At 60.2% G+C, this 26,986-nt stretch carries 28 protein-coding genes; 9 read left to right on the forward strand and 19 right to left on the reverse strand.

The features are described 5' to 3' along the window. Positions 1–79: 79 nt before the first annotated feature. Positions 80–1,042 (forward strand): LysR family transcriptional regulator, encoded by a 963-nt coding sequence (locus tag ASC80_RS09240; protein WP_082512489.1) that lies wholly within the window; start codon positions 80–82, stop codon positions 1,040–1,042. Here the strand turns inward: ASC80_RS09240 and ASC80_RS09245 are convergent. The 3 genes from ASC80_RS09245 to ASC80_RS09255 form a co-directional block, all read right to left on the reverse strand. Further along, positions 963–1,883 (reverse strand): SMP-30/gluconolactonase/LRE family protein, encoded by a 921-nt coding sequence (locus tag ASC80_RS09245; protein WP_056295892.1) that lies wholly within the window; start codon positions 1,881–1,883, stop codon positions 963–965. The two genes, ASC80_RS09240 and ASC80_RS09245, sit on opposite strands and share 80 nt — an antisense overlap. 315 nt (positions 1,884–2,198) lie before the next feature. Beyond that, entirely contained in the window at positions 2,199–2,789 is a 591-nt protein-coding gene (locus tag ASC80_RS09250; RefSeq protein WP_056295894.1) for a thiamine pyrophosphate-dependent enzyme, read from the reverse strand. 3 nt (positions 2,790–2,792) lie between these two features. After that, positions 2,793–3,329 (reverse strand): thiamine pyrophosphate-binding protein, encoded by a 537-nt coding sequence (locus ASC80_RS09255; protein ID WP_056295897.1) that lies wholly within the window; start codon positions 3,327–3,329, stop codon positions 2,793–2,795. Between the two features lie 310 nt (positions 3,330–3,639). On the opposite strand from ASC80_RS09255, the gene ASC80_RS09260 reads away from it, so the two are divergent. The 5 genes from ASC80_RS09260 (at position 3,640) to ASC80_RS09280 (ending at position 8,278) form a co-directional block, all read left to right on the forward strand. Then, positions 3,640–4,896, forward strand: coding sequence for an ABC transporter substrate-binding protein (locus ASC80_RS09260; RefSeq protein ID WP_056298615.1), 1,257 nt, complete (start codon positions 3,640–3,642; stop codon positions 4,894–4,896). Between the two features lie 71 nt (positions 4,897–4,967). Continuing rightward, positions 4,968–5,831, forward strand: coding sequence for a branched-chain amino acid ABC transporter permease (locus ASC80_RS09265; protein WP_056295900.1), 864 nt, complete (start codon positions 4,968–4,970; stop codon positions 5,829–5,831). Continuing rightward, positions 5,831–6,826: a branched-chain amino acid ABC transporter permease gene (locus ASC80_RS09270; protein ID WP_056295903.1), complete on the forward strand. Its 996-nt coding sequence runs from the start codon at positions 5,831–5,833 to the stop codon at positions 6,824–6,826. Before ASC80_RS09265 ends, ASC80_RS09270 begins: the two co-directional genes overlap by 1 nt. Next, on the forward strand, positions 6,816–7,562 hold the full coding sequence (locus tag ASC80_RS09275) for an ABC transporter ATP-binding protein (protein WP_082512595.1): 747 nt from the start codon (positions 6,816–6,818) through the stop codon (positions 7,560–7,562). Before ASC80_RS09270 ends, ASC80_RS09275 begins: the two co-directional genes overlap by 11 nt. Further along, a complete protein-coding gene (locus ASC80_RS09280; RefSeq protein ID WP_056295908.1) occupies positions 7,559–8,278 on the forward strand; it encodes an ABC transporter ATP-binding protein in 720 nt (239 codons plus the stop codon). Before ASC80_RS09275 ends, ASC80_RS09280 begins: the two co-directional genes overlap by 4 nt. Positions 8,279–8,314: 36 nt before the next feature. Here the strand turns inward: ASC80_RS09280 and ASC80_RS09285 are convergent, their stop codons facing one another. Then, entirely contained in the window at positions 8,315–10,018 is a 1,704-nt protein-coding gene (locus tag ASC80_RS09285; protein WP_056295911.1) for an IlvD/Edd family dehydratase, read from the reverse strand. A gap of 119 nt (positions 10,019–10,137) precedes the next feature. On the opposite strand from ASC80_RS09285, the gene ASC80_RS09290 reads away from it, so the two are divergent. After that, a complete protein-coding gene (locus ASC80_RS09290) occupies positions 10,138–11,154 on the forward strand; it encodes an aldo/keto reductase (RefSeq protein WP_056295914.1) in 1,017 nt (338 codons plus the stop codon). Between the two features lie 69 nt (positions 11,155–11,223). Here ASC80_RS09290 and cnbZ read toward each other — a convergent pair whose 3' ends face one another. From cnbZ to ASC80_RS09320, 6 genes are read right to left on the reverse strand one after another with little or no spacing between them, the layout of a single operon-like run. Beyond that, complete coding sequence (cnbZ, locus tag ASC80_RS09295; protein WP_056295917.1) at positions 11,224–11,979, reverse strand: 2-amino-5-chloromuconate deaminase CnbZ; 756 nt, start codon at positions 11,977–11,979, stop codon at positions 11,224–11,226. Positions 11,980–12,039: 60 nt separating this feature from the next. After that, positions 12,040–12,786 (reverse strand): ABC transporter ATP-binding protein, encoded by a 747-nt coding sequence (locus ASC80_RS09300; RefSeq protein WP_056295920.1) that lies wholly within the window; start codon positions 12,784–12,786, stop codon positions 12,040–12,042. Next, entirely contained in the window at positions 12,779–13,528 is a 750-nt protein-coding gene (locus ASC80_RS09305) for an ABC transporter ATP-binding protein (protein WP_056295924.1), read from the reverse strand. Before ASC80_RS09305 ends, ASC80_RS09300 begins: the two co-directional genes overlap by 8 nt. Then, positions 13,521–14,456, reverse strand: coding sequence for a branched-chain amino acid ABC transporter permease (locus ASC80_RS09310; RefSeq protein ID WP_056295927.1), 936 nt, complete (start codon positions 14,454–14,456; stop codon positions 13,521–13,523). The genes ASC80_RS09305 and ASC80_RS09310 overlap by 8 nt, the downstream gene beginning before the upstream one ends. Further along, a complete protein-coding gene (locus ASC80_RS09315; protein WP_056295931.1) occupies positions 14,453–15,319 on the reverse strand; it encodes a branched-chain amino acid ABC transporter permease in 867 nt (288 codons plus the stop codon). Before ASC80_RS09315 ends, ASC80_RS09310 begins: the two co-directional genes overlap by 4 nt. 32 nt (positions 15,320–15,351) lie before the next feature. Then, on the reverse strand, positions 15,352–16,566 hold the full coding sequence (locus tag ASC80_RS09320) for an amino acid ABC transporter substrate-binding protein (RefSeq protein WP_056295934.1): 1,215 nt from the start codon (positions 16,564–16,566) through the stop codon (positions 15,352–15,354). 172 nt (positions 16,567–16,738) lie between these two features. Between ASC80_RS09320 and ASC80_RS09325 the strand changes: the two genes are divergently transcribed. Then, positions 16,739–17,641, forward strand: coding sequence for a LysR family transcriptional regulator (locus tag ASC80_RS09325; protein WP_056295936.1), 903 nt, complete (start codon positions 16,739–16,741; stop codon positions 17,639–17,641). 3 nt (positions 17,642–17,644) lie between these two features. On the opposite strand, the gene ASC80_RS09330 is transcribed toward ASC80_RS09325, so the two are convergent. Continuing rightward, entirely contained in the window at positions 17,645–18,427 is a 783-nt protein-coding gene (locus tag ASC80_RS09330; RefSeq protein ID WP_056295940.1) for an SDR family NAD(P)-dependent oxidoreductase, read from the reverse strand. Positions 18,428–18,638: 211 nt separating this feature from the next. Here ASC80_RS09330 and ASC80_RS09335 point away from each other — a divergent pair, with 211 nt between their 5' ends. Further along, on the forward strand, positions 18,639–19,808 hold the full coding sequence (locus ASC80_RS09335) for an NADH:flavin oxidoreductase/NADH oxidase (RefSeq protein ID WP_056295943.1): 1,170 nt from the start codon (positions 18,639–18,641) through the stop codon (positions 19,806–19,808). A 67-nt stretch (positions 19,809–19,875) separates the two neighbouring features. Here ASC80_RS09335 and ASC80_RS09340 read toward each other — a convergent pair whose 3' ends face one another. The 8 genes from ASC80_RS09340 to ASC80_RS09375 form a co-directional block, all read right to left on the reverse strand. After that, a complete protein-coding gene (locus ASC80_RS09340) occupies positions 19,876–20,733 on the reverse strand; it encodes an amidohydrolase family protein (RefSeq protein WP_056295945.1) in 858 nt (285 codons plus the stop codon). A gap of 13 nt (positions 20,734–20,746) precedes the next feature. Beyond that, on the reverse strand, positions 20,747–21,451 hold the full coding sequence (locus tag ASC80_RS09345; RefSeq protein WP_156464335.1) for an ABC transporter ATP-binding protein: 705 nt from the start codon (positions 21,449–21,451) through the stop codon (positions 20,747–20,749). Continuing rightward, on the reverse strand, positions 21,444–22,235 hold the full coding sequence (locus tag ASC80_RS09350; RefSeq protein WP_056295946.1) for an ABC transporter ATP-binding protein: 792 nt from the start codon (positions 22,233–22,235) through the stop codon (positions 21,444–21,446). Before ASC80_RS09350 ends, ASC80_RS09345 begins: the two co-directional genes overlap by 8 nt. Continuing rightward, positions 22,225–23,166, reverse strand: coding sequence for a branched-chain amino acid ABC transporter permease (locus ASC80_RS09355; RefSeq protein WP_056295949.1), 942 nt, complete (start codon positions 23,164–23,166; stop codon positions 22,225–22,227). Before ASC80_RS09355 ends, ASC80_RS09350 begins: the two co-directional genes overlap by 11 nt. 89 nt (positions 23,167–23,255) lie before the next feature. Next, a complete protein-coding gene (locus ASC80_RS09360; RefSeq protein WP_056295950.1) occupies positions 23,256–24,131 on the reverse strand; it encodes a branched-chain amino acid ABC transporter permease in 876 nt (291 codons plus the stop codon). A gap of 18 nt (positions 24,132–24,149) precedes the next feature. Further along, positions 24,150–25,289, reverse strand: coding sequence for an ABC transporter substrate-binding protein (locus ASC80_RS09365; RefSeq protein WP_056295953.1), 1,140 nt, complete (start codon positions 25,287–25,289; stop codon positions 24,150–24,152). A 33-nt stretch (positions 25,290–25,322) separates the two neighbouring features. Then, positions 25,323–26,072 carry a dienelactone hydrolase family protein gene (locus ASC80_RS09370; protein WP_056295955.1) on the reverse strand — a complete coding sequence of 250 codons (750 nt, stop codon included), beginning with the start codon at positions 26,070–26,072 and terminating at the stop codon, positions 25,323–25,325. A gap of 140 nt (positions 26,073–26,212) precedes the next feature. Continuing rightward, positions 26,213–26,968 (reverse strand): IclR family transcriptional regulator, encoded by a 756-nt coding sequence (locus ASC80_RS09375; RefSeq protein ID WP_056295958.1) that lies wholly within the window; start codon positions 26,966–26,968, stop codon positions 26,213–26,215. Positions 26,969–26,986 lie beyond the last annotated feature (18 nt).

Here is a 26,986-nt window from a genome sequence, read left to right on the forward strand (position 1 = left end):
CGTCAAAACCGAAAATGGACGGACGGAGGACAAAACAAAATATGGATTATTATATTTTCCAAAGTTATATTTTGTATCGATGGATACCAACTTCCTGAAGACGTTTCTGGTCGTCGTCGAGCACGGGTCGCTGGCCGAAGCCGCGCGCCGGCTTGGCCTGACCCCTGCAGCCGTTGCCCAACGCATCAAGGCGCTGGAGAGCGAGATCGGCACCGCGCTGTTGACGCGTGTCGGACAAACAGTCCGGCCGACAATCGCCGGCCAAGCCATCCTGAGCCGGGCGCAGGACATGATCCGGAATGTCCGCGATCTCTGCGCGCTTGCGACCGACAAGGAGGTCGCCGGCGAATTGCGCCTCGGTGTCATCACGACAGCCACCACCAGCATGCTGCCCGACGTCCTGTCGCGAATGGTCGATCGCTATCCCCGGCTTGAAATCTACGTAAAACCTGGCACCTCGGTCGAACTCTACCAGAGCGTGCTCGACGCTGATATCGACGCCGCCCTGATGGTCGAACCACCAATGACCATTCCGAAAGCGCTGGAATGGCAGACGCTACGCCATGAACGGATGATCCTGATCGCGCCGGTGGCGATGGCGAAACGCGATCCGCTCGATCTGCTCAGGAATGAACCGTTCATTCGCTACGATCGCAATCACTGGGGTGGCCGTCTGGCGGATACCTGTCTTCAGCAACTCGGCATCCGTCCGCTGGAGCGTTTCGAGCTCGATTCACTGAGCGGAATTACCGTGCTGGTGAGTCGCGGCCTCGGCGTTTCGCTGATTCCGGACTGGGCACCGCCATGGCCGGAAGGACTCTCGCTGGCCAGGATCGATATCCCGGACAGCAAGATCGCCCGGCACATCGGCCTGCTCTGGCCACGCAGCTCCGTGCGCGTCAAACTGGTTCAGGCATTTCTGGAAGAACTAAAGAAAACCGAAAACATCGACGGGCGCACCGTCAAGCCGAGTGGGAAAACATCCGGCGGCCGGGGACGTCGAGCTTCGCAGCCAGAATCTGCCCGGTCTCGGACTCGGTGATATAGAGCGTCCGCCGATCCGCGCCGCCATAGGCAACATTCGTCGTCAGCGGACCGGCACAGGAGCGGATGCGCGCAATCGGCTCACCCATCGGGTTGAACAGCCAGACCGAACCGAGCCCGAGATGTGCGACGGCAAGATTGCCAGCCTCGTCGATCGCCAGCCCATCCGGCCCGCCGCCGCCGGACAGCCGAATGAAAGCGCCGACCTTGAAGGCCTTGCCATTGGCCATCATCGGCACGCGCCAGACGGCGTTGTCGCGCGTCACATTGACGAACACCGCGCTGTCGTCGAGGTTCAGCACAAGCCCATTCGGACTGGGAATACCCTGAAGCACGGCTTCGAGGCGTCCGTCTTTCGCAGACAAGCGATACAGCCGTCCGGTCGGATCATGCAGACCGGTCAAGCCTTGATCGGTGAAGTAAAGATCGCCGTTGTCGGCAAACACCAGATCGTTGACGCCCTTGAAGCGATCGAGTTCAGCGCGATCGAGGAACGGCGTGACCTTTCCGGACGCCGGATCGAGATTCATGATTCCGTGGCGATAATCCGCCACGAAGATGCGGCCGTCGCGATGAATCTTCAGCCCGTTCGGCTCGCCTTCATATTCAGCAACCAGATCGAACTCACCGGCCGGAGACACCCGGAAGATCCGGCCCCACGGCACGTCCACAACATAGAGATTTCCAGCCTTGTCGAATGACGGTCCTTCGAGAAACGACCCTGTCGGCGCACCGTTGCGCTGAATGTCCACCCATCGTGAACGACCGCTGCTCACCCGATAACGATCCGGCAAACGCGCGAAAACCTCGGTCTTGATATCGGGCGGAACGGCAAACATCGCTTACACTCCGGATCTCTGAATTTCGCCGCATCGCGTCATGCGCATAGCAACGCGCATCGGCGGACGGTGAGCCTGACGTGTGATGGAATGATCTTCAACGCCGGATGGCGTTGGCATGGCTGGCAGGATACGCGCAAAAAAAGGCGGCGGCTGTAATGCCGCTCTTGTTCATTCGATGAGCGCCAAGCTTTTTTATCAACGGCCATTCTGGCTTCTGTCTCGTCAGATTGATGCTTTTGCGGAAGAAAGAAAATATCACTATTTCTATCTTCCAACATTGATTTTTATTTCGACGGCAGTCAGCTCCGCATCTCAATCCGCCGTCAGACCGAGCGCAAGCCGCGTCCGCGCCCGTGCATAAGCGCCGTCGCGAACCGGAATGACGCGCTGATATTCCTGCGTTGAAATCTTCACCACCGCAACGTGAGGTGAATCGGCAATCGAATGGGCACGAGCCGCCAGCCGGTCGACATCGGCCATGGTACGCACCGTCATTGCATCCGCGATCCCGCAGGCCTTCGCAACTGACGCGAGGTCGGTCCCGCTTGCGACGTGCGTTTTTTGCCGGCCGGTTTCGCCATACAGGCCGTTATCAAGCACAACGACAGTCAGGTTGCCGGGCAGCTGCTGCGCGATCGTCGCAAAGCTGCTCAATCCCATCAGCATCTCGCCGTCGCCGGTCACGACGATCACCGGCACATCCGGTTGCGCCAGCGCGAGGCCCAACCCCATCACGGCTGCACCGCCCATCGCGCCCCAGAGATAGAAATTGCGATCGTGATCGCCCGCCGCAGCAACGTCGTAGGTGGCGCTACCAAGGCCCGTAATCACCAAAGCCCTGTCGCGCGGGGCCAAAAGCCGGGCCACCACCTCGCGCCGATCCAAGCCGTTCTCATCCGCCATGGCTCACTTCTCCGCGAAATTCTTGGCGCCGACCAGACGTTGCGACAGCAGCACCGCCATCGGCACTCCGCCGCCGAACGCCATCGATGCCGCGGCCTGAACGACATCACCGACTTCGCCGGGCTCGCTGGCACGAAGCACCTGGACGCCCATCAGTTCGAGCGAGGCCTGCGTTGCCGAACCCATCGGCACCTGCCACGGATTGAATTCACCCCATTCGCCGCGCATGGTGATCAACGCCAGGAAAGGGAATTTACAAACCTTGATGAGCGACAGCATGTTGATGCAGTTACCGACGCCGCTGGACTGCATCAGCAGCGCGCTCCGATGACCGCCGAGCCAGGCGCCTGCGCCCAGCGCCACGCCCTCCTCTTCTGTGGTCAGTGAAACAGCGCGCATTCCGTTGTCGGCCTGAACGCGCTGGATCAGCGATGCATGGCCGCCGTCCGGAACAAATGAAACTTGCGTGACCTGGAATGTCTTTAAAACGTCGTAGATCGCCGCCGGCCAGTCGATGGCGTCCGTTCCCTGTGACCTCATTCCATTTCAACCTCGCAAATCCAGCCCGGCGCAACTTACCGGGAGATCGCGCACGAATGAAAGTGACACCAGCGGGATGCAGCCATTTCAGTTTGCCGGATGCGCGCCACGTTCGCATGGCACGAGGCTATCGTGGACCGCCTCTCGCGCTGCAATATTGTCATGATGCAATTTGCGTGAACGCGCGCGTAACTTGTGCAGACGGTTCGGGCATGCAATGCTGAGCGCGCCAACAATCACAAAAGCCGCCGGCGCATATACTGGCGAGCAAAAATGGCACTTGGGTGGGAACGCTTACAAGGATTTCAACATGACACATCGGCATATTGCGCGGTCGCTTGCCCCGTTACTGGCTCTCAGCCTGCTGGCGACTCCAGCCTTATCGCAAGACAAGACCGTCAAGATCGGCGCCGTCTATCCTCTCAGCGGCAACGCGGCGAGCGCCGGCATTCACGCGAAGGCCGCCCTGGAAGTCGCAGTCGATATCATCAACAACGCACATCCCGAACTCGGCAATCTGCCGCTTGCGAAAAACGCCGGACTCGCCGGCCTTGGCGGTGCCAAGGTTGAAGTCGTGTTCGCGGATAATCAGGGCAGTCCGGCCGTTGGTCAGAATCAGGCGCTTCGTCTGATTACAGAAGAGAAAGTCGTCGCGCTCAACGGCTCCTATCAGTCAGGCGTTACCCTCACCACCAGCGCGATCGCAGAAAAATACGGAATCCCCTATGTGAACGGGGAATCGGTTGCGGCAAACCTGACCGAGCGCGGCTTCAAATGGTTCTTCCGCACGACGCCCGTCGCGTCAGACTTTGCGAATGTCTATCTCAACTTCCTGCACGACATGAAAGCAAAGGGCGTCAAGACCGACACCATCGCCATCGTGCACGAGAATACCGAGTACGGCACATCGGTGGCCGGCGTGATTTCCAGTGTCTTCAAGGAAAAAGGCATCAATATCGCCCTCGATGTCGCCTATTCCGCCAACACCACCGATGTGCAGAGCCAGGTTCTTCAGTTGAAGGAAAAGAAGCCGGACGTCGTCATCATGGTGAGCTACGCGTCCGATGCGATCCTCTATGCGAAGACCATGCAGGCGCTCGACTACAAGCCGCCGATGATCATCGCGGACGATTCCGGGTTCTCCGACCCGTCGTTCATCAAGACTGTCGGCAAGATTTCAAAGGGCGTCTTCAATCGTTCGTCATGGGATGTCGGCGCGCCCGGCAGCGTCACCCACAAGATCAACGATATGTACAAGAAGAAGAGCGGCGACGACATGGACGACACGTCCGCTCGCCAGATGCAGGGGTTCCTGGTGCTGATGGATGCCATCGATCGCGCCAAGTCCACCGAACCTGCCAAGATCCAGGCGGCCTTGAAGGCGACCGACCTCAAGCCCGATCAGCTCATGATTGGCTACAAGGGTGTGAAGTTCAACGACAAGGGACAGAACACCCTGGCATCCGGCCTCATCATCCAGCTGCAGGATGGCGCGAACTATGTCGCGGTATGGCCGAAGGATCAGGCCAAGGCCGAGCCGGTGACGCCTTACCAGGGCTGGCAATAAGAGCAACTCATGGGCGGGACAATGTCCCGCCCATTGTCGCTTTTGATATCAGCCAGCGAGACATCGGGCGCATGTCAACCATTCTCATTCAGGTCATCGTGGGCGGACTGCTGCTTGGCGCAGTCTACGCCTTGTTCTCATCCGGCCTCACGCTGATCTGGGGCATGATGAACATCGTGAACTTTGCCCACGGCGATTTTGTCATGCTGGGCATGTATGTCGCATTCATGGTCTGGACCCTGCTCGGCGCGGGCCCGTTGCTCGGTGTGCCGATTGCCGCTCTCGTGCTGGCAACGCTCGGCATCATCATCTACTTCGCAATGATCCGCGACATCATGAAGGGGCCGATGCTGGCCCAGATTCTCGGTACCTTCGGACTGGCATTGCTGCTGCGCTATTCTGTATTCTGGGCTTTCGGCGCCAACTTCCTGACGTTGCCGGAGAACATCGTCGGCGGAACGTTCGACGTATTCGGCATTCGTATCCAGGCTTCGCGCCTGCTCGCAGGTGTCGTCGCCCTGGTCGTCACACTCGGACTTCACGCACTGCTGACGCGCACCTCGATCGGCTCGAAGATGCTCGCCGTGGCCGAGGATTCGACCGCCGCCGAGTTGATGGGGATTCGGCCCGATCATATGCAGGCGGTGGCCTGGGCGCTTGCGGCCGGCGCGACCGGCATCGCCGGCGCGTTGATCGCCACGTTCTTTTATATCTCGCCCACCGTCGGCGAAACGCTCGCGATTGTCGCGTTCGTCACCGTCGCGCTCGGCGGCTTTGGCAGCGTACCCGGCGCCCTGGTCGCGGGACTTCTGATCGGCGTCATCGAATCACTTTCGGCCTATCTGTTCGGCGCGGTCTACAAGGACATCGTGGTCTATTCGCTGTTTCTCGCGTTCCTCTGGTTCCGGCCGCAGGGCCTGATGGGGCGCTCGTGATGAAGCGTTATGTCTGGCCAGCGATCGCGATCGCACTGATCATTGCCTACCCCCTGCTGTTCACTACTCCGTTCCAGCAGCGACTGGGCGCTTTGATCCTGCTTTACGCTATCGCCGCGTCCGCGTGGAATATCGTCGGAGGATATGCCGGGCAGGTGTCTGTAGGTCATGTGGTGTTTTTCGGCTGCGGTGCTTACGCGGCGATGGGCGCCTACACGCACTTCGCGCTTTCTCCCCTGATCGGGATTCCGGTCGGCGTCATCGTCAGCGCAGCGATCGCCGCCATCATCGGCGTGCCGACACTGCGGCTGTCCGGCCACTATTTCAGCATGGCGACCATCGCCGTCGCGGAGCTGGTTCGGCTGATTGTCACCAACACCGAATATCTTGGCGCTGCGGTCGGCCTCAGCGGCCCCACCGTTCCGCGCAATGTATTCGATGTCTCCTTCACCTCAGCCCTGCCCTACTACTACCTGTTCCTCGCGATCCTCGCGCTCACGCTCGGCTCCACATGGTGGATGACCCGTAGCCGGATGGGCTTCTATCTGCGCGCGATCCGCGATTCCGAACGCGCCGCACGCTCGCTCGGCGCGCCCGCCGCCCGGATCAAGCTTTATGCGTTCATCCTCAGCGCCGCGTTCACCAGCGTGGCCGGCGCGCTGTATGCAATGATGTTCGGCTTCGTCGACCCGGAATCCGGCCTGGGCATCCTGATCTCGGTAAAGATTCTCATCATGGCCGCACTCGGCGGCGCGGGCATCCTGTTCGGACCGCTGGTCGGAGCCCTGATCCTCGTGCCTCTAGAGGAGATCTCGAACAATCTGCTCGGCAGCAAAGGCGCCGGACTGACATTTATCGTCTATGGCGCGATCATCGTGCTGATCTCCCGCTTCCAGCCGGCGGGCATCCTGCCGGTCCTCAAGCAATTGTGGTCGCGGCTGTCGCGCCGTAGCCAGACGACCAAGATCGCGGATGGAGGCAACCTTGCTCCTTGAAGCGCGCAACGTCACCAAAACATTCGGTAACTTCAAGGCGGTCGACAACGCCTCGGTGGCGCTCGAACAGGGTGACATTCTGGGGCTTATCGGCCCTAACGGCGCCGGAAAATCAACATTCTTCAATTGCCTGACCGGCGATCTGAAATCGACCTCCGGCACCGTGCTGCTTGAGGGCGCTGACATTACCCGCATCACCCCCGAAGCCCGTGCCCAGCTCGGGCTGGCGCGGACTTTTCAGGTGCCGCAGACCTTCGAGAGTATGTCGGTTCTCGAGAACGTCATGATCGGCGCATTCCTGCGCACCCCCCATCGTTCGGAAGCCGAGGCCAAAGCACGCGCCGTCCTCGACCGTGTCAGCCTGACTCCGTTTGCCAATGCTCCAGCAAAGTCGCTCGGCACACCGGGACGCAAACGGCTCGAGATCGCCCGCGCGCTCGCCACCGATCCGAAAGTTCTGCTGCTCGACGAAGCCATGGCCGGGCTCAACCAGCGCGAAGTGCAACTCGCCGTCGAATTGATGCGCAATATCCACAAGTCAGGCGTCACGCTCGTCATCGTCGAACACATCATGGAAGTGATCATGTCGCTGGCGACGCGGGTGGTCGTGTTCCATCAGGGTCGGGAGATCGCGCGCGGCAGTCCGCGCGAGGTGACCGGCAATCCCGACGTCATCGAAGCCTATCTCGGCAAGCGGGCCGCGCGGGCCGCCGAAGCGCATGGACGGCATCCATGACGGCACCACTGCTCAAGATCGAGAATCTCGAAGTGCACTACGGCGATCTGATCGGCGTGTCGGACGTTTCGCTTGAAGTCCCCGAGGGCAGCGTCGTCGCGCTGCTCGGCTCCAACGGAGGCGGAAAAACCACAACGCTGAATGCAATCGCCGGCCTCATTCCGGTTCACTCGGGGTCGATTACCTTTCGCGGTGAGCCGATCGGCAACGTGAATGCCTCGTCCATCGTGCGCAAGGGCCTCGCTCTGTCGCCGGAAGGCTGGCGACTGTTCGTCCAGCAAACGGTCGAGAACAACCTGCTGCTCGGCGCGACGCCGCTTCGCGACAAGGCTCGTATCGCGACGCTACTCGACCGGGTCTACACGATTTTTCCGAAACTCGCAGAGCGGCGGCGTCAGCGCGCCGGCACCATGTCGGGCGGCGAGCGCCAGATGCTGGCGGTCGGACGGGCGTTGATGAGCGATCCGAAACTGCTAATGCTTGATGAGCCTTCGCTTGGCCTCGCCCCTGCGGTCGTGGAAACGATGTATGAAACACTCAGCCTCCTGCACAAGGAAGGGCTGACGATCCTGCTCGCCGAACAATCCATCGAACTCGCACTCGAAATGTCGGATTTCGCGACCGTGCTCCAGGTCGGCAAAAGCGTGCTCTCAGGCACCGCTGACGCTCTCGCCAGGGATCCTCAGGTCCAGAAGATCTATCTCGGGATCGAGTAGAATCGGGAATTTCCGCGCAGGCGGAAATCTGCCTTGCTAGTCCTCTGTTCCGGTCAGAAAATCGAAATCGCAACCTTCGTCGGCTTGAAGGATGGTTTCTGCAAACAGCTTGGCATAACCGCGTTTCGGTGTCTTCGCCTGCGGGAGTTTGGCTTGCGCCGCCTGCCGCTTCTGCAACCCGGCGTCGTCCACCAAGAGTTCGATGCGACGCGCAGGCACGTCGAGCCGGATCATGTCTCCGGTCTTGACCAGCGCCAGCGGGCCGCCCGCCGCCGACTCCGGCGTGATGTGCAGCACGATGGTGCCGAATGCAGTGCCGCTCATGCGCGCGTCCGAGATACGCACCATATCCTTGACGCCCTGGCTGCCGATCTTTTTCGGAATCGGGAGGTAGCCAGCCTCCGGCATGCCCGGCGCGCCCTTCGGCCCGGCGTTGCGCAGCACCAGAACGTCATCCGCAGTGACATCGAGCTTCGGATCATCGATCCGGTTGGTCAGATCCTCGACCGACTCGAACACCACGGCCCGGCCGGTATGCTGCATCAGCTTCGGGCTTGCCGCCGATTGCTTGATGACCGCACCGCGCGGCGCGAGATTGCCGCGCAGCACCGCCATGCCGCCTTCGGCCTTGATCGGATTGTCGCGCGAACGAATGGCGTCCTGCCCCGGGACATCCTCGGCATTCTTCACCACATCGCGCAACGTACCGCCGGCAATGGTTTTGGCGTCGAGATCGATCAGATCGCCGAGTTGCTTCATCAGCTTCGGCACACCGCCGGCATGATGGAAATGCTCCATGTAGTGGAGACCCGACGGCTTCAGATCGACCAGCACCGGCACCTCGCGCCCGATCTGGTCGAAAGTATCGAGATCGATGCGATGTTTGGTCCGGTTCGCAATCGCAGTCAGATGGACCAGCCCGTTGGTCGATCCGCCGATCGCCTGCAATACGACCTGCGCGTTACGGAATGCGGCCGGCGTCAGCAACTCGTTCGGCGTCGGGCCGCCAGCCACGGCCATTTCCGCAGCGCGACGGCCGCTGGCCTCGGCGCTGCGCACGCGCTCGGCATGAGGCGCCGGGATCGTCGCGCTCATCGGCAACGACAGACCGAGTGTTTCGGTGATGCAGGCCATCGTGCTGGCGGTGCCCATCACCATGCAGGTGCCGACTGACGGCGCCAGACGGCCGTTGACGGCCGAAATTTCCTCTTCGCCGATCTCGCCGGCGCGATGCGCGCTCCACAGGCGGCGACAATCAGTGCAGGCGCCAAGCACCTCGCCTTTATGATGGCCGACCACCATGGGGCCGACTGGCACCACAACGGTTGGGAGATTGGTGCTCACCGCCGCCATGATCTGAGCCGGCAGCGTCTTGTCGCAGCCGCCGATCACGACAACCGCGTCCATCGGCTGGGCGCGGATCATCTCCTCGGTGTCCATCGCCATCAGGTTACGCAGATACATCGAGGTCGGGTGCGCGAAGCTCTCGCCAATAGAGATAGTCGGGAAGACCATCGGCATCGCGCCTGCCAGCATCACGCCGCGCTTCACCGCTTCGATCAGCACCGGCACATTGCCGTGACACGGATTGTAGTCGCTATAGGTGTTGGTGATGCCGACGATCGGGCGGTCGAGCGCGTCGTCAGAGAATCCCATCGCCTTGATGAAGGCTTTGCGCAGAAACAGCGAGAAACCGGCATCTCCGTAGCTGGTGAGACCCTTTCGCAGGCCTTTTGTCATTGGCTCTTGATCCTTGTTGTCGCGAGTGCCGGGGCACCCGCAAGCTATTGCGCCGGACGGCATTGTCAATAATGATCCCGGCCGGCTCAACCAGCTCGATATGAAAGCAGGACAGACAAATGGACTACCGCAGCCTCGGCCGCAGCGGCCTGAAAATCTCACCTCTCTGCCTCGGCACCATGATGTTCGGCGACGCCACCGATGAAGTGACGTCAGGGACCATTGTCGCCAAGGCGAAGGACGCCGGGATCAACTTCATCGATACCGCGGACGCCTACTCAAAAGGCAAATCGGAATCGATCGTCGGGCGCGCGATCGAGAAGGCGCGGCACGACTGGATCCTCGCCACCAAGGCCGCAAACCCGATGGGCGACGGCATCAACCAGCGCGGGCTATCGCGCAAATGGCTGATGCAGGCGGCCGAAGAAAGTCTGACCCGGCTCGGGACCGACTATCTCGACATCTACTACCTGCACAAGGAAGACCACACGACGCCGCTGGAAGAAACCGTGCGGGCGATGGAGCAACTCATCCGCGACGGCAAGATTCGCTATTTCGGTGTTTCCAATCATCGCGCCTGGCGGATCGCGGAGATCTGCAACATCTGCGACCGGCTCGGGATCGATCGCCCGGTAGTCAGTCAGCCTTACTACAATGCCATGAACCGGATGCCGGAAGTCGAGCAGCTTCCGGCCTGCAATTTTTACGGCCTCGGCGTGGTGCCTTACAGCCCTCTCGCGCGCGGCGTATTGACCGGGAAATACGCACCGGATGGACGGCCCGAGCAAGGCACCCGCGCCGGGCGCAGCGACACGCGCATGATGCAGACCGAATGGCGGCCGGAATCCCTGCAACTCGCACAAACGATCCGCAAACACGCCGAGGAGCGCGGCATCACCGCCGGCCAGTTCGCGGTCGCATGGGTGTTGAACAACAGTTTGGTCAGTGCCGTCATCGCCGGCCCGCGCACAGAAGAACAGTGGGACGATTACGCCAAGGCGCTCGACTATCGCTTCACCGCCGAGGACGAAGCCCTGATCGACAGCCTGGTCACCACCGGCCATCCGTCGACACCGGGATTCAACGATCCAGCTTATCCGATCGAAGGCCGGCCCGCAAGCACAGCGTCTGCGTAACGCCAGCAGCAAAAAGGCGGACATGCGATGATCCGCATGCCCGCCTCTTTTCGAGATTATTTGTGGAGATCAGGCCTCAACCACGCGCTCGCTGAACACGCGGCGGCAATCCATTTCATATTCCAGATCGACCACTGGCGGCCGGTTGAAATGCCAGGTCAGGCCCTGGTGAAATACGCCGCGCTTGGCCAGTTCGTTCTCAAGGAACGGGAAGATATCGTGAACCGTGTAAAGCTGCACTCCGGTGAGCTTGCTCCAGGTTCCGTCAAACGCGCCCATGCGGCGCTCCATTTCGCCCAGAACCCACTTTGCCTTTTCCAGCATGGCCGCAGGGCTTGTATCGCCGAGACGAATGGCGTGATCGCGATAGTCACCTTTGCCTTCCGGTGCTTCGCCGCTGCCCGCGACGACAAACGAGTCCGGAGCGTTCGGGGCAACGATCGTATAGCAGAACGCGTGGAAGCTCGCCTCCGATGGCGGGCCGACCTTGGGACAGACGTTGCTGCGCGCGACGGGATTCGCACCGCCCTTCAACAGGCCCCATTGATCGAGAACGCCGGTGTACTCCGCATTGAAACTCTTGAAGCCGCTTTCGGTGAACGGCGCCGGCGAACGGAGCTCGCAGGCCGCGAATGCCGTCAGCGGACGGCCCGCGCCCTTGATAATCTCCGCGGCGCGCTCAAAGCCCTGTCGCAACGGCACAGGATTGGCGAATCGCACCCGCTCGATGCTGAATCCCGGCAGTGCTCCGACGCCCGCGGAATACTGAGCGACGCCCGGGATAAACCTGTAGCCGCCGTTGGGGGCTTCAACCGTTTTGGACATGATGGTTCTTTACCTCTTTTGATCTTACGGAGATTGGTGGTTCCGGGTCTCAAGGAAAGCCTAGCCCTTGAGAACGCCCAGATAGGCCTCGCCGATGATCGGGTCGGCGAGAAGGTCCTGTCCTGAACCGGACCTGACGATCCGGCCCATATCCATGACAAAGGCCGAATGACACAGATCCAGCGCGGTGATGACATCCTGCTCGACCAGCAGAATCGACATCCCTTCCGCGTTCAGCGCGCGCAGCGCAGCCACAAGCTGCTCGACAAGCAGCGGCGACAATCCAAGCGACAGCTCGTCGATCATCAGCAGCTTCGGCGCGCTCATCAGGCCGCGCCCGATCGCACACATCTGCTGCTCGCCGCCGGAGAGCGTGGCCGAGGCCTGGTTGCGCCGCTCGAACAGCTTCGGGAATGTCGCGTAGACACGATCGAGATCGCGCTTGAGCTCCGACGACGACACCTGTCGGGAATAAGCGCCCATCAACAGATTGTCCTCAATGCTCATCGCGCCGAACAGCCGCCGACCTTCCGGCACATGGACGATCCCATGCGAAAGAATTTCCGCCGCCGTCGCCTTGGAAAGATCACGGCCATCGGACCGATAGGAGCCGGACTGAATCGGGATCAGGCCGGACAGCGCGCGCATCAATGTCGTTTTGCCGGCGCCGTTCGAGCCGATCAGAGCGGTGATCTCGCCGTTACGGACCACAAGATCAATGCCCCACAGCACCTGAACTTCGCCGTAACCGGCGCGCACACCCTGCAATTCGAGAATCGGAGTATCAGCCAGTTTGGTATCAGCCATGGGCGCCGGTCCTCTGCGCGTATTGCTGCCCCAGATAGGCCTCCACGACCAGCGGGTTTGTCATGACATCACGCGGCTGCCCGTCCGCAATCAACTGCCCGTTGTGCAGGACGACGATCCGCGAGCAAACGTTCAACACCACCTTCATCAGATGCTCGATCATGACGATGGTAATGCCGTTCGCCGCGAGCTGATGGATCAGTTTCGTCGCGCGCTCCACCTCGGCGCTGTTCAACCCGGCATTGACCTCATCCAGGAACAGCAGCTTCGGCCGCATCGCCAACGCCTTCGCCAATTCGAGGCGCTTGCGCATCGCCAGCGTCAGCGTTGCCGCAGGCTGTTCCGATTGAGCCTCGAGTCCGACGAATGCCAGATGCTGGCGAGCTTCTTCGCGCGCCGATTTCAGGCTCTCGCCACGTTGCGAGAACAACGCCGCTGCGGCCACATTATCGAGCGCGCTGAACTCGGCGAACGGCTGAACGATCTGAAAGGTGCGCGACAATCCAAGCCGCGCCGACTGATAGGTTTTGACCCGCGTGATATCCTGTCCGTCGAATGTCACGGTGCCGGAGCTAGCCGGGGTCACGCCGGTGACGACGTTGACCAGCGTGGTCTTGCCCGCCCCGTTCGGCCCGATCAGGCCGAGCACCTCACCCTTGTTGACGTTGAGCGATACATCACGCAACGCCTGCAGACCGCTGAAGCGGCGCGACACCGACTGAAGCCGAAGAATCTCAGACATTCTTCGCCCTCCGCGGAATAAGCCTGTCGCGCAGCGACATCAGGCCATGCGGCAGGAACAGGAGCAGGACGACGATGAGAACGCCAAGAACACCGCTGTGGATCTGGATGTAGTTCCGCCAGACAACTTCTTCGAGGCCGAGATAGACGAACGCACCGACGAAGACGCCGAGCGGAGAACCGAGCCCGCCGATCAGCGCCATCACGATCGGCTTCACGGAATAAAGAATATCGAACACATCCGACGGGTCGATATAGTGGACCCAGGCAGCATATACGCCGCCCGCCGCGCTGACGAAACAGGCAGAAAGGCCGAACGAAATACTCTTGTAGAGCGTGGTGTTGAGGCCGACCATATTGGCCGCGGTTTCGTTCTGCCGAATGCAGGAGAAACCGAAGCCGAGCTTTGAGATCGACACCAGGATCACCATTACCGCGGTCGTAAGCAATAACCCCCACATGACGTAGAAGAAGAACGTTGCATCCGCCATCACGCCGGCGCTTGCCGTCAGTGGAATATTCAGGCCCATGCCGCCGCCGGTCAGGTCAGTGGCATTGTTGACCAGCTCACGGAACACTTCGATCAGCGACAGGCTGGCGATCGCGAAATAATGTCCGCGCAAGCGAAGAAGCGCGGCGCCGAGCAGCGTCGCGAGCACGAACGACCCGATACCCGCGACCGGGATCGCAATCGCGAGCGGCACGCCGCGCGCCAGCAGCACGCCGGCGGTGTAGGCACCAAGACCGAAGAACGCCGCCGTCGCGAACGACGGATAGCCGGCAAGCCCCCCTACCACGTTCCACGACAGCGCCATGATCGCGTACATGCAGGCGATGGTGCCGAGCCTGAGCGCATAAGGCCCGCCAAACAGGGGCAATGCCGCGACGCAGGCGATCAGCGCCAGCAGGATGAGATTCGAGCGGGTCATTCGAAACCCTTTCGGCCGAGCAGTCCCTGAGGTCTCAGGATCAGGAACACAATCAGCAGCACGAATGATAGCGTCGTCGCATGCGCAGGCCCGATCATCGCCGAGCCGATGCCTTCAATCAGCGCCAGCAAAATTCCTCCAGCCAGCGCACCCGATACGCTCCCCAAACCGCCGAGGACGCAGACCACGAAGGCCTTGCCGAGATAAGCCGTGGAGGTCAGCGGCGAGATCGGGAAAATCAGCGCCATCAGCACGCCGGCGCATCCCGCGAGCGCCGCGCCCAGTCCGAACGCGATCGCATAGATCGAATTGACATCGACGCCCATCAGCACCGCGGCATCCCGATCGAGCCGGACCGCAACGATCGCGCGGCCGACGCGAAGGCGGCGCAGGATCAGATACAGAACACCCGTGAGCGCCAGCGCTGCGACAGTAGCGATCAGACGGTCGACCGGAACGACGACATCGAAAATCGAGATCGAACCCATCGGCGGCGTCAGCGTCAGCTTCCGGTAGTCGGCCTTGAAAAAGTAGATCATCGCATTGTTCAGGATCAAATCGAGCCCGAACGTCAGTGTCAGCGTGACCAGCACCGGCGCCGCGATCACCCTGTTGAGAATGAGGCGCTGCATCACGTAGCCGAAGACGAAGAACAGCGGCGCCGCGATCGCCAGCGCGTACCACGGCGAAATGCCGAAGGACTGATACAATCCCCACGCCACATAGGCGCCGAGGACGATGAACGAGCCGTGGATCAGGTTGATGACGTTAAGAACGCCCCAAACCAGCGAGAACCCGATCGCGATGCAAGCATAAAGACAGCCCAGCACCAACGCGTTGATCAGTATCTGGGCCGCAAGCATGTCGGGTTCTCGCCTTCTGTCTGCGGGTTACGTCACTGCACGCCGAGCTTGAATTCGCCCTGCTTGATGATGTCCGGCGACAGAACGACAGCCTTGCCGCCCTGAAGCTGGAACACCGGTGGTTCGAGCGAATTGATCTGGCCGGTCGTGCCGAATTTGACCGGACCCCAGAACGTCATGACGTCCGTGGCCGCCAGCGCGTCACGCACCTTGTCCTTATCGAGCGAGCCGGCCTTTTCGATCGCCATCTGGAACAGCGCACCCGAGACCGATGCCGAAGCCTGCGCGTAATCAGGTTCCGATTTGAACTTCTCGCGGAACAGTTTCACGTAGTTCGCGGTGGTGCCGAAGATATCCTTGCCCTGATACTGTGCAGCAGGATGCCACCACGCAGCACTGGTGATGTTTTCGCCTGACGGACCAGCCGCATCGATGAATTCCTGATAGGCTGGCCCCGCGATCATCGAAACGACATCAGCCTTGATCTGCTGATCAGACATCTGCTTGCGGACGAGCAGAAGATCATTGATGTAGCCGGTGACGAAAATCCACTGTGGCGACAACGATTTGATCTGCGACAGCGTCGCGGAGTGATCCAGCGTGCCGATGGCATACTTCTCGAAGTAGACAACATCGAATCCATTGGTCTTCGCCGACTTCTCCATCTCCTGCGCGATCGCGAGCGGGAACAGGTCGTTGCGCGCGAGGATCGCTATCTTCTTCACGTTCGGCGCCTTCGCCTTGACCATTTTGGTCAGCGGCGTGGTCAGGGTATCGTTGGGCGTAAAGGTCCCGAACAAATATTTGTAACCCTGGTCGTAAACCTGGGCCGACGATGCTGTCGAGGCGATGGTCGGCATCTTGTAACGCTCGGACACGCTGCTCGCGGCCTTGGCCGCACCTGAGCCGAACGGACTGAACAGGAAGTTGACCCCGTTCTGGGTGATCATCTGCTCGGTGGTCTGAACAGCGCGCGGCGTATTCGACTGATAATCCGAATAAACGATCTCGACCTTGTACTTCTTGCCACCGACCGCGATGCCGCCGGCCTTGTTGACCTGCTCGGCCCACAGATCATAGCCCTGCTGCTGCTTGATGGCTTCGGGCGCCAGCGGACCCGTCAACGGGAGCGGCGCACCAAACTTGATGACGTCCTGCGCGAGAGCGCCGGACGCAGATAACGCCAAGCCCGCCGCGACAAGAAGCGAGTTCGACATACGCGCGTAACGGGTCAGAAAACGGGCCATCTTCGGGATCCTCCATCCAGGTCGGCGCATTGCTTGCGGCAAAAGCATGTCAAATTCGAAAATCGATTAAAAGCGTTGAAATTCGAAGCGAGCGATCTCAATATTAGAACGTTGTGCAACGCAGCGATCACTTTTTCATCTTACCTGCGAAGCCCCCAAGGAGCTGAAAGAAATGATTGAATCGACCGCCATCAGATATTTCCGCGAGGTGACCGCGCGCGGTTCGATTAAACAAGCGGCAGAATCGCTGCGGATTGCCCCCAGCGCCATCAGCCGGCAGATTCAAGGACTCGAGGATGAGCTGTCGACGAAACTGTTCGAGCGCGGCGCGCGCGGCATGAGGCTGACCGATGCCGGCCACCTGCTCTACCGTTATGCACAGGAAAACCAAACTCAGCTCGATCGAATCCGCACGCAGGTCGAGGAATTCGGTTCGCTTCAGCGCGGCCATGTGAGAATCGCGACCGTCGAAGGATTGCTAGCGAGCTTCCTGCTGGATTTCATCGTCGATCTCGCCCGGGAGCATCCCGGCATTTCAACATCCGTCACAGCGGTTGGGTCCCGCGATGTCGCGGACATGATCAGCCGGCACGAGGCTGACCTCGGTCTGGTGTTCGGCCGGGCGCCGCGTCGCGACCTGATCGAGCTAGCCCGGATGCGCCAGTCGCTGTGCCTGATGGTGTCGCCGCATCACAATCTTGCAGGCAAGAACTATTGTACGGTCAAGGATCTCGCGGGATTGAGTGTGGTTCTCCCTGACCCGTCCTTCGGCATCCGTCAGGAAATCGACCGTGTTTGCGCGCAAGCAAATGTCCGGCTCGAATTATGCAACGAGACCAATTCGCTCGCATTCGCGCGTTCGATCGTCGCCCAGACCGGCCTTGGCACCTTCCTGCCACGCGAGGCGGCAATGCCCGAACTAATCGCCGGAACGCTGATCGCCATCCCGCTTCAGGACAAGCGACTAGAAGCAACGCAAGTCACGCTGGTTCAACTCGCATCGAGGAACACTTCGTCGTCCAGCGCCCGGATCGCTCAACGGCTCATCGCGTGCATGAAGGACCGCAGCGATTGAAAGCTAGAACACGCTATAACCGCCGTCGATGACGATACAATCCGCAGTGTGATAAGCGGACGCACCGCTCATGAGATAGACGGCGATACCGCCGAAGTCTTCCGGCCTGGCAAACCGGCGCAGCGGAATACGCGGCACCGCGTTGGCCATGAACTTGTCGTTTGACTGAAGACCCTCCGTCATTTCGGTATCGACCCAGCCCGGCAAAATCGCATTCGCCGTGATGCCAAACCGGGCGTGTTCGACCGCAAGCGCTTGCATGACGGAATTCACCGCAGCCTTGGACGCGGCGTAATGTTCGTTGCGCGCCGTACCAAAGAGCGTGGCCATGCTCGACGTCGCGACCAGGCGTCCGAACTTGTCACCGTGCGATGCACGTTCGATCATATGACGTGCGATCGGCTGAAGCGCATGAAATACACCGTCCAGATTCACCGAGAACATGCGCCGCCAGTCTTCCGGGGTCCTGTCGATAAAAGCATGGCGCCCGCCGCCGCCGATTCCCGCATTGGCAAAACATCCGTCGATCCGGCCAAACTGATCGAGCGTCGCCTGCGTCGCGCGATCAGCCTGGATACGATCCGAAACATCGCAAACCAGCGTCTGAACTCGCCCGCCCGCATCCTTGATTGACGCCTCTGCCGCAGCATTCTTGTCAGCATTGCGGCCCCAGATCGACACGGCACAGCCATGCCGGGCCAACGCCTGCGCCATTCCCAGGCCGATGCCGCCGTTACCGCCGGTAATCACTGCTACGCGGTTACTCAAATCAAACATGGACGTCATCGGTGTCTCCCACACAGGTTTTCAATAGCCGGATCGACGAATCCATCCCGCAGATCAGGCGACAACGGACGACATCATAGCCTTGCCTCCGGCGACGTGTCTGCGGTCAATCGGCCTTGTTTCACACTCCTGAAAACACTCACCCATGATCCTGAATGTTAGCTACCAGCATGTGCATCGAATAGTCTCACGTGACCAAGGAGAAACGAAAATGAAAAACACACTGCTGTTTTCACCGATGCAGCTTCGGGATCTCGAACTGAAGAACCGCATCGTGGTTGCACCGATGCATCAGTACTCCGCCGAAAAGGGCTTCCCAACCAACTGGCATCTGGTCAATGCCGGCAAATTCGCCGCCGGTGGCGCGGGGCTGGTGATTGTCGAATCCACCAAGGTCGAGCGTCGCGGCTGCGGAACGCTCGGCGACCTCGGCATATGGGACGACAAATTCATTGAGCCGCTCGCCAACATCGCGCGTTTCATCAAGGCCAACGGCGCTGCCGCAGGCATTCAGCTCGGCCACACCGGCCGCAAGGGCAAAAGCAGGCGGCCATGGGAAGGCGACGGCCCTCTCTCCGCCGAAGCTCTCGCCGAGGTGGAAGACCTGAAGGATTGGGACATCATCGCGCCAAGCGCCCTTCCCTTCGGCGAAGGCTGGACCCAGCCACGCGCGCTCGAGCGCAGCGAAATACCCGGTGCCATCGATGCATGGGGCAAGGCGGCCGCACGCGCCGACCGCGCCGGCTTCGACACGCTCGAAATTCACGGCGCCCACGGCTACCTGATCCACGAATTCCTGTCGCCGGAAGCAAACCAGCGAACCGACGATTACGGCGGGTCGGAACAAAACCGAATGCGTTTCGCGATCGAGGTCGTCGAATCGATCCGTGCCCATTGGCCGCAATCCAAGCCGCTGTTCATGCGGCTGTCGATCGAGGATGAGGCTGGTTGGGGTCCCGCCGAAAATGTGCGGCTGGCGAAAATTCTCAAGACGAAGGGCGTCGACGTCATCGATTGCAGCACCGGCGGCCTGAACAGCAAGATCCCGAATTTCTTCCGGCTCAACGAATACGGCTATCAGGTGCAGTTCGCCGACCGGATCAAGCGCGAAGCCGACATCATGACAATGGCGGTCGGGCTCATTATCCATGGCGACCAGGCCGAGACCATCCTGCAGAGCAAGCAGGCTGACCTCGTCGCGGTCGGTCGCGAATTTCTGAACAATCCGAATTGGGCAATGGACGCGGCGCAGAAGCTCGGCGTCGATCCGACGTTCAGCCAGGCGCCCCAGCAATTCGGCTTTTGGCTTGCCAAACGCGCCCGGCGCGGATTCGGTGGCAACCCATCCACCTGGCAAAACGGCATCGCCGCCGACAAATAAGAAACCGAAAAACACAAACGAAAACGCCGGTGCCTTCGCAAGAAAGCACCGGCGTTTTCTAACGCTGTCAGAAACCGTAGAGCTTCGCCGGATTGTCCACGAGAATCTTGCGACGAACTGCCTCGTCCGGCACGCATTTGAACAGCAGGCGGATCAGATCGGCTTCCTTCGGGAACGATTCCGGGGTGTGGCCGACATGCGGCCAGTCTGAACCCCAGACCAGACGATCCGGATTTGCTTTGACCAATGCCTGCATGAAAGCCTCGGTGTCGGCATAAGGCCTGCCTTGCCGGGTGTTGCGGTCGGCGCCCGAAATCTTGCACCAGTAACGGCCGGTCTTCAGCCGATCGCAGAACTTCCGGAAACCGGGATAGTCGACACCCTTGTCGGTCATGGTCCGGCCCATATGGTCGATCACGAAATTCAGCGGCAGCTTTTCAAGTTCAGGCGCCATAGCATCGAGATCGCCGGTTTCGATCCAGAGCTGAGCGTGCCAGCCGCGCTCGGCCAGCCGCGGCGCAAGCGCCATAAGATCATCGAGATTCATGCCACCGGACGACACCGGCTTGCCGTCCTGGCGCAGCAGATTGATCCGGCAGCCCTTGAAACCCGCGTCCGTCATCTCGTCGAGGCGACGGTCGGTAACGTCACGCTTCAGGATGGCGACAGCGCGTAAGCGCTCGGGATAGCGGCGCAAGGCGTCGAGCGTGACTTCATTGTCATCACCGGCTGCGAGCGCGTGAACAATGACGCCGCGCGCAATCCCAATCGAATCCCACATGGCGAACAGCGACTCGACGGGATTTTCCTGCGTCGGTGAGAATCGTCCCTCGCCTTGCACGGGAAAGCGATCATACGGTCCGTAGATGTGAACGTGACAGTCACTGCTGCCCTCGGGGAAATTGAACTCTGTTGCAGCCGCCATCACACGCACCTTTTTAAACGCCGAGATATGCTTCCTGAATATCGGGGGCGTTGGCGATCTCGGCCGCCGATCCGGCCCGCACGATCCGTCCCACGCGCAAGACGTAAGCACGGTCCGCGATCTTCAGCGCCGCGCGCATGTTCTGCTCGACCAGCAGCGTGGCGATGCCTCTCGTCCTGAGTTCGGCAATCGAGCTGAGGACGAATTTGGTCAACACCGGCGACAATCCCAGCGACGGCTCGTCAAACAGGATCAACCGAGGCCGCGCCATCAGGCCGCGCCCGATCGCCAGCATCTGTTGCTCACCACCGCTCAGCCCGCCGGCGAGTTGCGAAATACGCTCCTTCAGACGCGGAAACATCGTCATGATATCCGCGACATCGAACTTCGGGCCGCCGCCATTGGACTCAACGATGCGGAGATTTGTCTCGACGGTCATGTCCGGGAAGATCTCGCGGCCTTCCGGCACGTGGCTGATGCCGAGTCTGCTCGTCTGCCACGGCTTCTTCCCGTCGACGCGCTTGCCGTCGAACGAAATCTCGCCACCCGTGATCGGGAGCACGCCCGAAATTGCGTTCAGCAGCGTTGTCTTCCCTGCACCGTTGGCACCGAGGATGGCGACGATCTCACCCGGCTGGATCGAAATCGACACTTCGCGAAGCGCAGTCACCTTGCCGTAGGCAGCCGAAATCGCATCGACCCGCAACAACTCAGTCATCTTCGGCTCCAAGGTAGGCCGAGATGACCTCGGGATGTTTAAACACCTGGTCCGGCGCATCGACAGTGACAGGGCGGCCATCAACCACCACCAGAGCCCGCTGGCACAGCGCCTTGATCACCGTCATGTCATGTTCGACGATGACGACAGTGCGGCCTGGCGCGATGGTCTCAATGAGCGCGACGAAATCGGCGGTCTCGCGCCCGTTCATGCCTGCGGCTGGCTCGTCGAGAAACAGGATTTTCGGATCGGACATCAGCGCCACCGCCACCGCGAGCCGCCGCTGCACGCCATAGGCGAGCACGCTGGCCAGCCGGTCACGCTCGTTCGACAGGCCTGACAGCGACAGCACCTGCTCGGCCTTGGCCTTGAACGCATCGCGCTCAGCGCGGTAAGTCGCACTGCCGAACATCCGTCCCATCACGGAGTGGCGAAAGCCGATATGACGGCCGTAAAGCAGATTGTCGTACACGGTCGCTTCGCCGAATACCGCAGTGCGCTGGAATGTGCGGCCGACACCATTGCGCGCGACGAGATGCGGACTCATCTGGCCGACATCCTGGCCAAGGACCTCGATCTGACCGCTGGTCGGCTTGGTAATGCCGCACAGGATATCGAACAGCGTCGATTTTCCGGCCCCATTCGGACCGATGATTCCGAACACTTCGCCTTCTTCGACAGTCAGGTCCACGCCATCGAGCGCGACGACGCCACCGTAACGCTTGCGGATGTCGGTTGCACGAACCGCGACAGGCGGACGTCCTTGAGATGAATCAGGTCGCATCGGTTGCACCGCGGCCTCCTCTCATACGATCGAACAGCCGTGTTGCAATCTGGTGCAGCCCTCCGGGGGCAAACACCATGATAACGATGATCGCCGCGGAAAAAATCAGGATGCGAACGTTCGGATCGAGGCTGAGATAATAAGGAATAATACTGAAGATCACGGCACCGATGATCGGGCCGACCAGCAGGCCGGTACCACCGATCAGAACCATCAATAGCGCATCAACTGTATTAGCGACCGAAAAAACTTCCGGCGTCACGATCTGGGTATAGGGCACACAGAGCGCGCCACCGAGCGCGGCGATCGGAGCGCTGAGGATAAAAGCCTTCAGGCGTTCGCGGAACACATTGACGCCGACGGATTGCGCCAGATGCTGGTTTTGCCGGATGCTTTCGATGGCACTGCCGAACTTGGAGGTTCGCACTGCCGACAACACGAGTACGACCAACAGTAGAATTGCAGCGGTCGCGAAGAAATAATTTCGCGGCTCGGCGAGCAAAAACGGGCCGATCTTGATCGGCGGGAAGCCGAACATGCCAAGCGGCCCGCCGGTGATATCCGAGAGATTCAAGGCTGCGACCATCGCGACGCCGGACATTCCCCACGACACGATAGCAAAATAAGCACCGGTCAGACGTAATGTCAGCCAACCGATCATCGCGGCGGCGACGATCGACACCAGCATCGCCAACACGACTGCCGCCTCGAACGGCAGGCCGAGCTTGATCGTTCCGATGCCTGCGCCATAGGCGCCGATACCGAAGAAAATACACTGCCCGAGCGGCACCTCTCCTAATCCGCCCAGCATGATGTTGATGCTGAGGGCAAACAGGGCGAAAGCGCAGGTATAACCCGCCAGCGTGACGATAAAGGCGTTTTCGACCAGCGATCCGAACAGAACTGCCGCCACCACGGCCGCAGCGATCATCCAAAGCGGCGACCGTGAACGTTCTGTCTTCGGAGGCAGAGACGCTGGTGCCGGCGAGGCCACAACAGAGGATATTTGCGACATGACGATCAATGCCTATGGAGCTGCGGACGCCCCATGAGACCCTGAGGCCACAGAAGCAGAACGGCGATCACCAGAATCCAGCCAAGAGCCGGTGTCCATGAGACCGAGACGTAGGTTTCAAACATCGCGTTACCGACGCCGATGAGCAACGCTCCGAGCAACGCGCCGGAGATGCTGCCCATGCCGCCGAGAATGACGACCGTGAAACCGGTAATCAGCGTCGTGTGGCCCATCGTCGGATAAGCGGTGACGATCGGAGCCATCAACGCGCCGGCGAAACCCGCCGCGGCGACGCCGACGATAAAGGACAGGCTGCGGATCATTGGAACGTTGATGCCGGAATAGAGCGCGCCACGCGGGTTCTGCGCCACTGCCAGAAGCTGTTGCCCCTTGATCGTGTAACGCAGCCACGCTCCAAATCCCGCCAAGACCAGGGCGGAAGCGATCACGATGAAAATGCGCTGGCCCGCGATCAGAATGCCAAGCCCGGACCATGTGCTGTGCGCGAACGGCGAACTGATCGGATGCGGGTCAGGACCGAAGATCAGGATCAGCGCCGCAATCAGCGCCTGGCCGGTTGCAAACGTGACGATGATCGAACCGTGATGACTATCACCATACACGGCATGCCGGATGATGACGTACTCCGTGATGAAGGCGACGAGCGCGACAATCAGAACTGCAAGCGGCAGCGTGGCCAGATAAGGCACACCCCACATATTCAGGAGAAGAACTCCATACGCACCGATCGCAAAAAAAGCGCCGTGCGCGAAGTTGGCGATGTGCAGGATCCCGAAGACAAGCGTCAACCCCACCGCAATAACGGCATAGCTTGCCCCGAGAACCAGCCCGTTCACCAGCGTCTGCAGAAAAAGATCCATCGTACTCGCCGCCTTGCGTTACTGCGTTTTGACGGCTTCCAGCTGGGTCAACTTGCCGCCCTTGACCTGCTGGATGAAGAAGTACGGCGCACTGGCGCGGCCCTTTGCGTCGAATTTCAGTTCGCCGCGGGGCGACGGCCAGACGTTGTCGCGAATGGTTTTCGAGATCTTGGCATAATCGGTCGCGGTGCCAGCCTTATCCATCGCTGCTGCAATTAGATGCACCGACTCGTAGATCACGAGATTTCCCTTGCCGGGATCGACGTTATACTTCTTGACGTAAGCGTCGATGAACGCCTTGGTTTTTTCCGTCGGCGCCGGGACCATGAAAATCTCGCCAGTAATCACGCCGTCCATCGCGCCCTCGGCAGGGACAAGCATGCCGGGCGACACGACGCCAGGCGACATGGCTTCCTTGGGAAAGCCGCCGAGCTGCCGGATCTGCTTCCAGAGCTGAGCTGCGCGCGCCGGATAGGCATCCGACACATAAAGAAGGTCGGGGTTCAGCGACTTGATCTTGGTGATGATCGAAGTGAAATCGGTGGTGTCAGCATCGTAGGTCGAGACGTTGACAAGTTCGATGCCGGCGGCCTTCAGCGACTCTTTCAGAAGATCGAGTACGGTTTTGTTGAACTCGGTGTTCTCGCCCATGTAGGCGACGGTCTTGGGCTTCATCGTGTTGACGATGTAGCTGTTGAACGCCTTTGAGTTGCCCGAAACCGTATTGTTGACCTGAAACAGCCACGGGCTGCCCTGATCGGTGATAGCATCGGCCTGCGCGGCAGCGTTCACGTGAAGGATACGATTGCGCGTCACCGACGATTCAGCCAGCACCACCGAACTGTTAGTTCCGCCGGTCACTGCATTGGCGCGGTCGATCGACATCAGCTTCTGGACCGCTGCGACACCGCCCTGTGGGGAACCCTTGTCGTCTTCATAAACCAGCTCGATTTTACGGCCGTTCAGAATTCCGCCCTTTGCGTTGATCTCTTCGGCAGCAAGCTCGGCGCCGCGCTTGACATCCTGACCATAAGTCGCGGCTGCGCCCGACAGTGGCGCAGCGATCCCGATGCGAACAGGGTCGGCCGCGAATGCGGAACTTCCAGCCAGCAACCCGGCAGCAATCGTGAGAGCAATCGGAATCGAACGGCGCGACATTGGTTGAGCCTCCTGGTGTTTGATCTGATGTCTTCAGGCAGCGAGCGTGCGGCGGAACATATCGAACAGACGTTCCCAATGCCGCTCGGTACTGGCCTTGTGAAATAAACGCCGTGCCGGAAACGCGAAGCCGTGCTCGGCTTCCGGATAAATTTCAATGCGCGCGTTGATCTTCGCTTTGTCCAGAATCTGCTGCAATTCTTTCAGCGTTTCAGGTGGCGCGTAGATATCATGCTCGGCGCAGGCGAAATACATTTCGCCCTTGATCTTCGAAGCCAGGAGATGCGCGGAATCAGGCTGATCCGTAATCAATCGCGCGCCATAGACCGAGGCGGACGACGCCACGCGATCGGGAAAAGCGCCGGCAACGCGGAAAACGTAGCGGCCGCTCATGCAGTAACCGACGATGCCGACCTTGCCTTTACGTGCGGTTGAATCGGTATCAAGGAAGTCGAACACGGCCTGAGTGTCCTGCTCGACCATCGTATTGGACAGATGCCGGTTGAGTTTCCACATCCAGGCGAGATTTTCGGCATAGGCCGGATCGTGAAGGCGATTGGCATCGAGATCGACCGATCGCGCAAGGCGATAATACAGGTTCGGCATGATGACGTAGTAGCCGACGGTCGCGATGCGGCGGCACATATCGCAGAGCTCTTCGCGAACTCCGACGGAATCCATATAGAAGACAACGACGGGAAAAGGTCCCTCCCCATCCGGACGGAAGATGAAGGTGTTCATCAATCCGTCCTTTGTCTGGATATCGACGACGGATTCCTGCATCGCGGTCTCCTGCCCTGTTCTTGTCTTGATGACGGCTCTTGGGCCGTTTCGATCACAGCATTATGAGGGGCAGCAGACGGTTGATCTAGAATTTTCAGATGAGTGATGACACTTCCATACTTGTGAAAATCGTCCTGGGGCTATTCGCCGCGATCAACGAACTTCGCGATACCGGCGCGCAGTTCCGTCAGTATCTGGTCTTGCTTTTCTTCGAGCCGATCGACTGGACCACCGACACCGATCGCAAGAATCCGGCCATGACGCCGTATCGGCAACAGCATGCCGATCACGCCTGCGCCCGCAGTGACCGTGTGGCGGGAAAATACATATCCTTGCTCGCGGACTTCGCGCACCCGCGCCATCAGGTCCGGCAGCGCGATCCGGTCGGCCGGCTCTTCTTCGATATTGATACGCCGCAGTAGTCGATCGATCATTTCGTCGGTGCGCGCACTCAACAGAAGCCAGCCGAGACCGGAGCGCGCAAGCGGACGAACGGTTCCCGGCTTCAGATGAAAGCGGATGGCATATTGTGATGGGACAATATGGATGTACTGGGCGAACAGATCGCTCTGCGTGCCGACGCTGATCGTTTCCTTGGTGATTTCGCTCATGTGCTTCATGAGCGCGAGAATCCGGCCCTCACCGAATAACGCGCCCTGCACCCAGTTTCCGAGTGTGGCGATCCGCATCGTCGGCATGTAGGTCCGCGAGTAACTGTCGTAGTCGAGATACCCCATCACGACCATACTCTTCAGAAGAGCCGACGCACTCGATACCGGATAGCCGAAGTGGATCGACATATCCTTCAAGCTGATTGGCTGCTGAACCTCGTCGAAATACTCGAGCACTTCGAAGATGCGCCGCGCTGTTTTGATGACGCTGTCTTGCGCCGACACTTCACCACCCCTTTCATG

Origin of the sequence: Afipia sp. Root123D2 (assembly GCF_001425835.1) — a bacterium.
Classification (GTDB): Bacteria; Pseudomonadota; Alphaproteobacteria; order Rhizobiales; family Xanthobacteraceae; genus Afipia.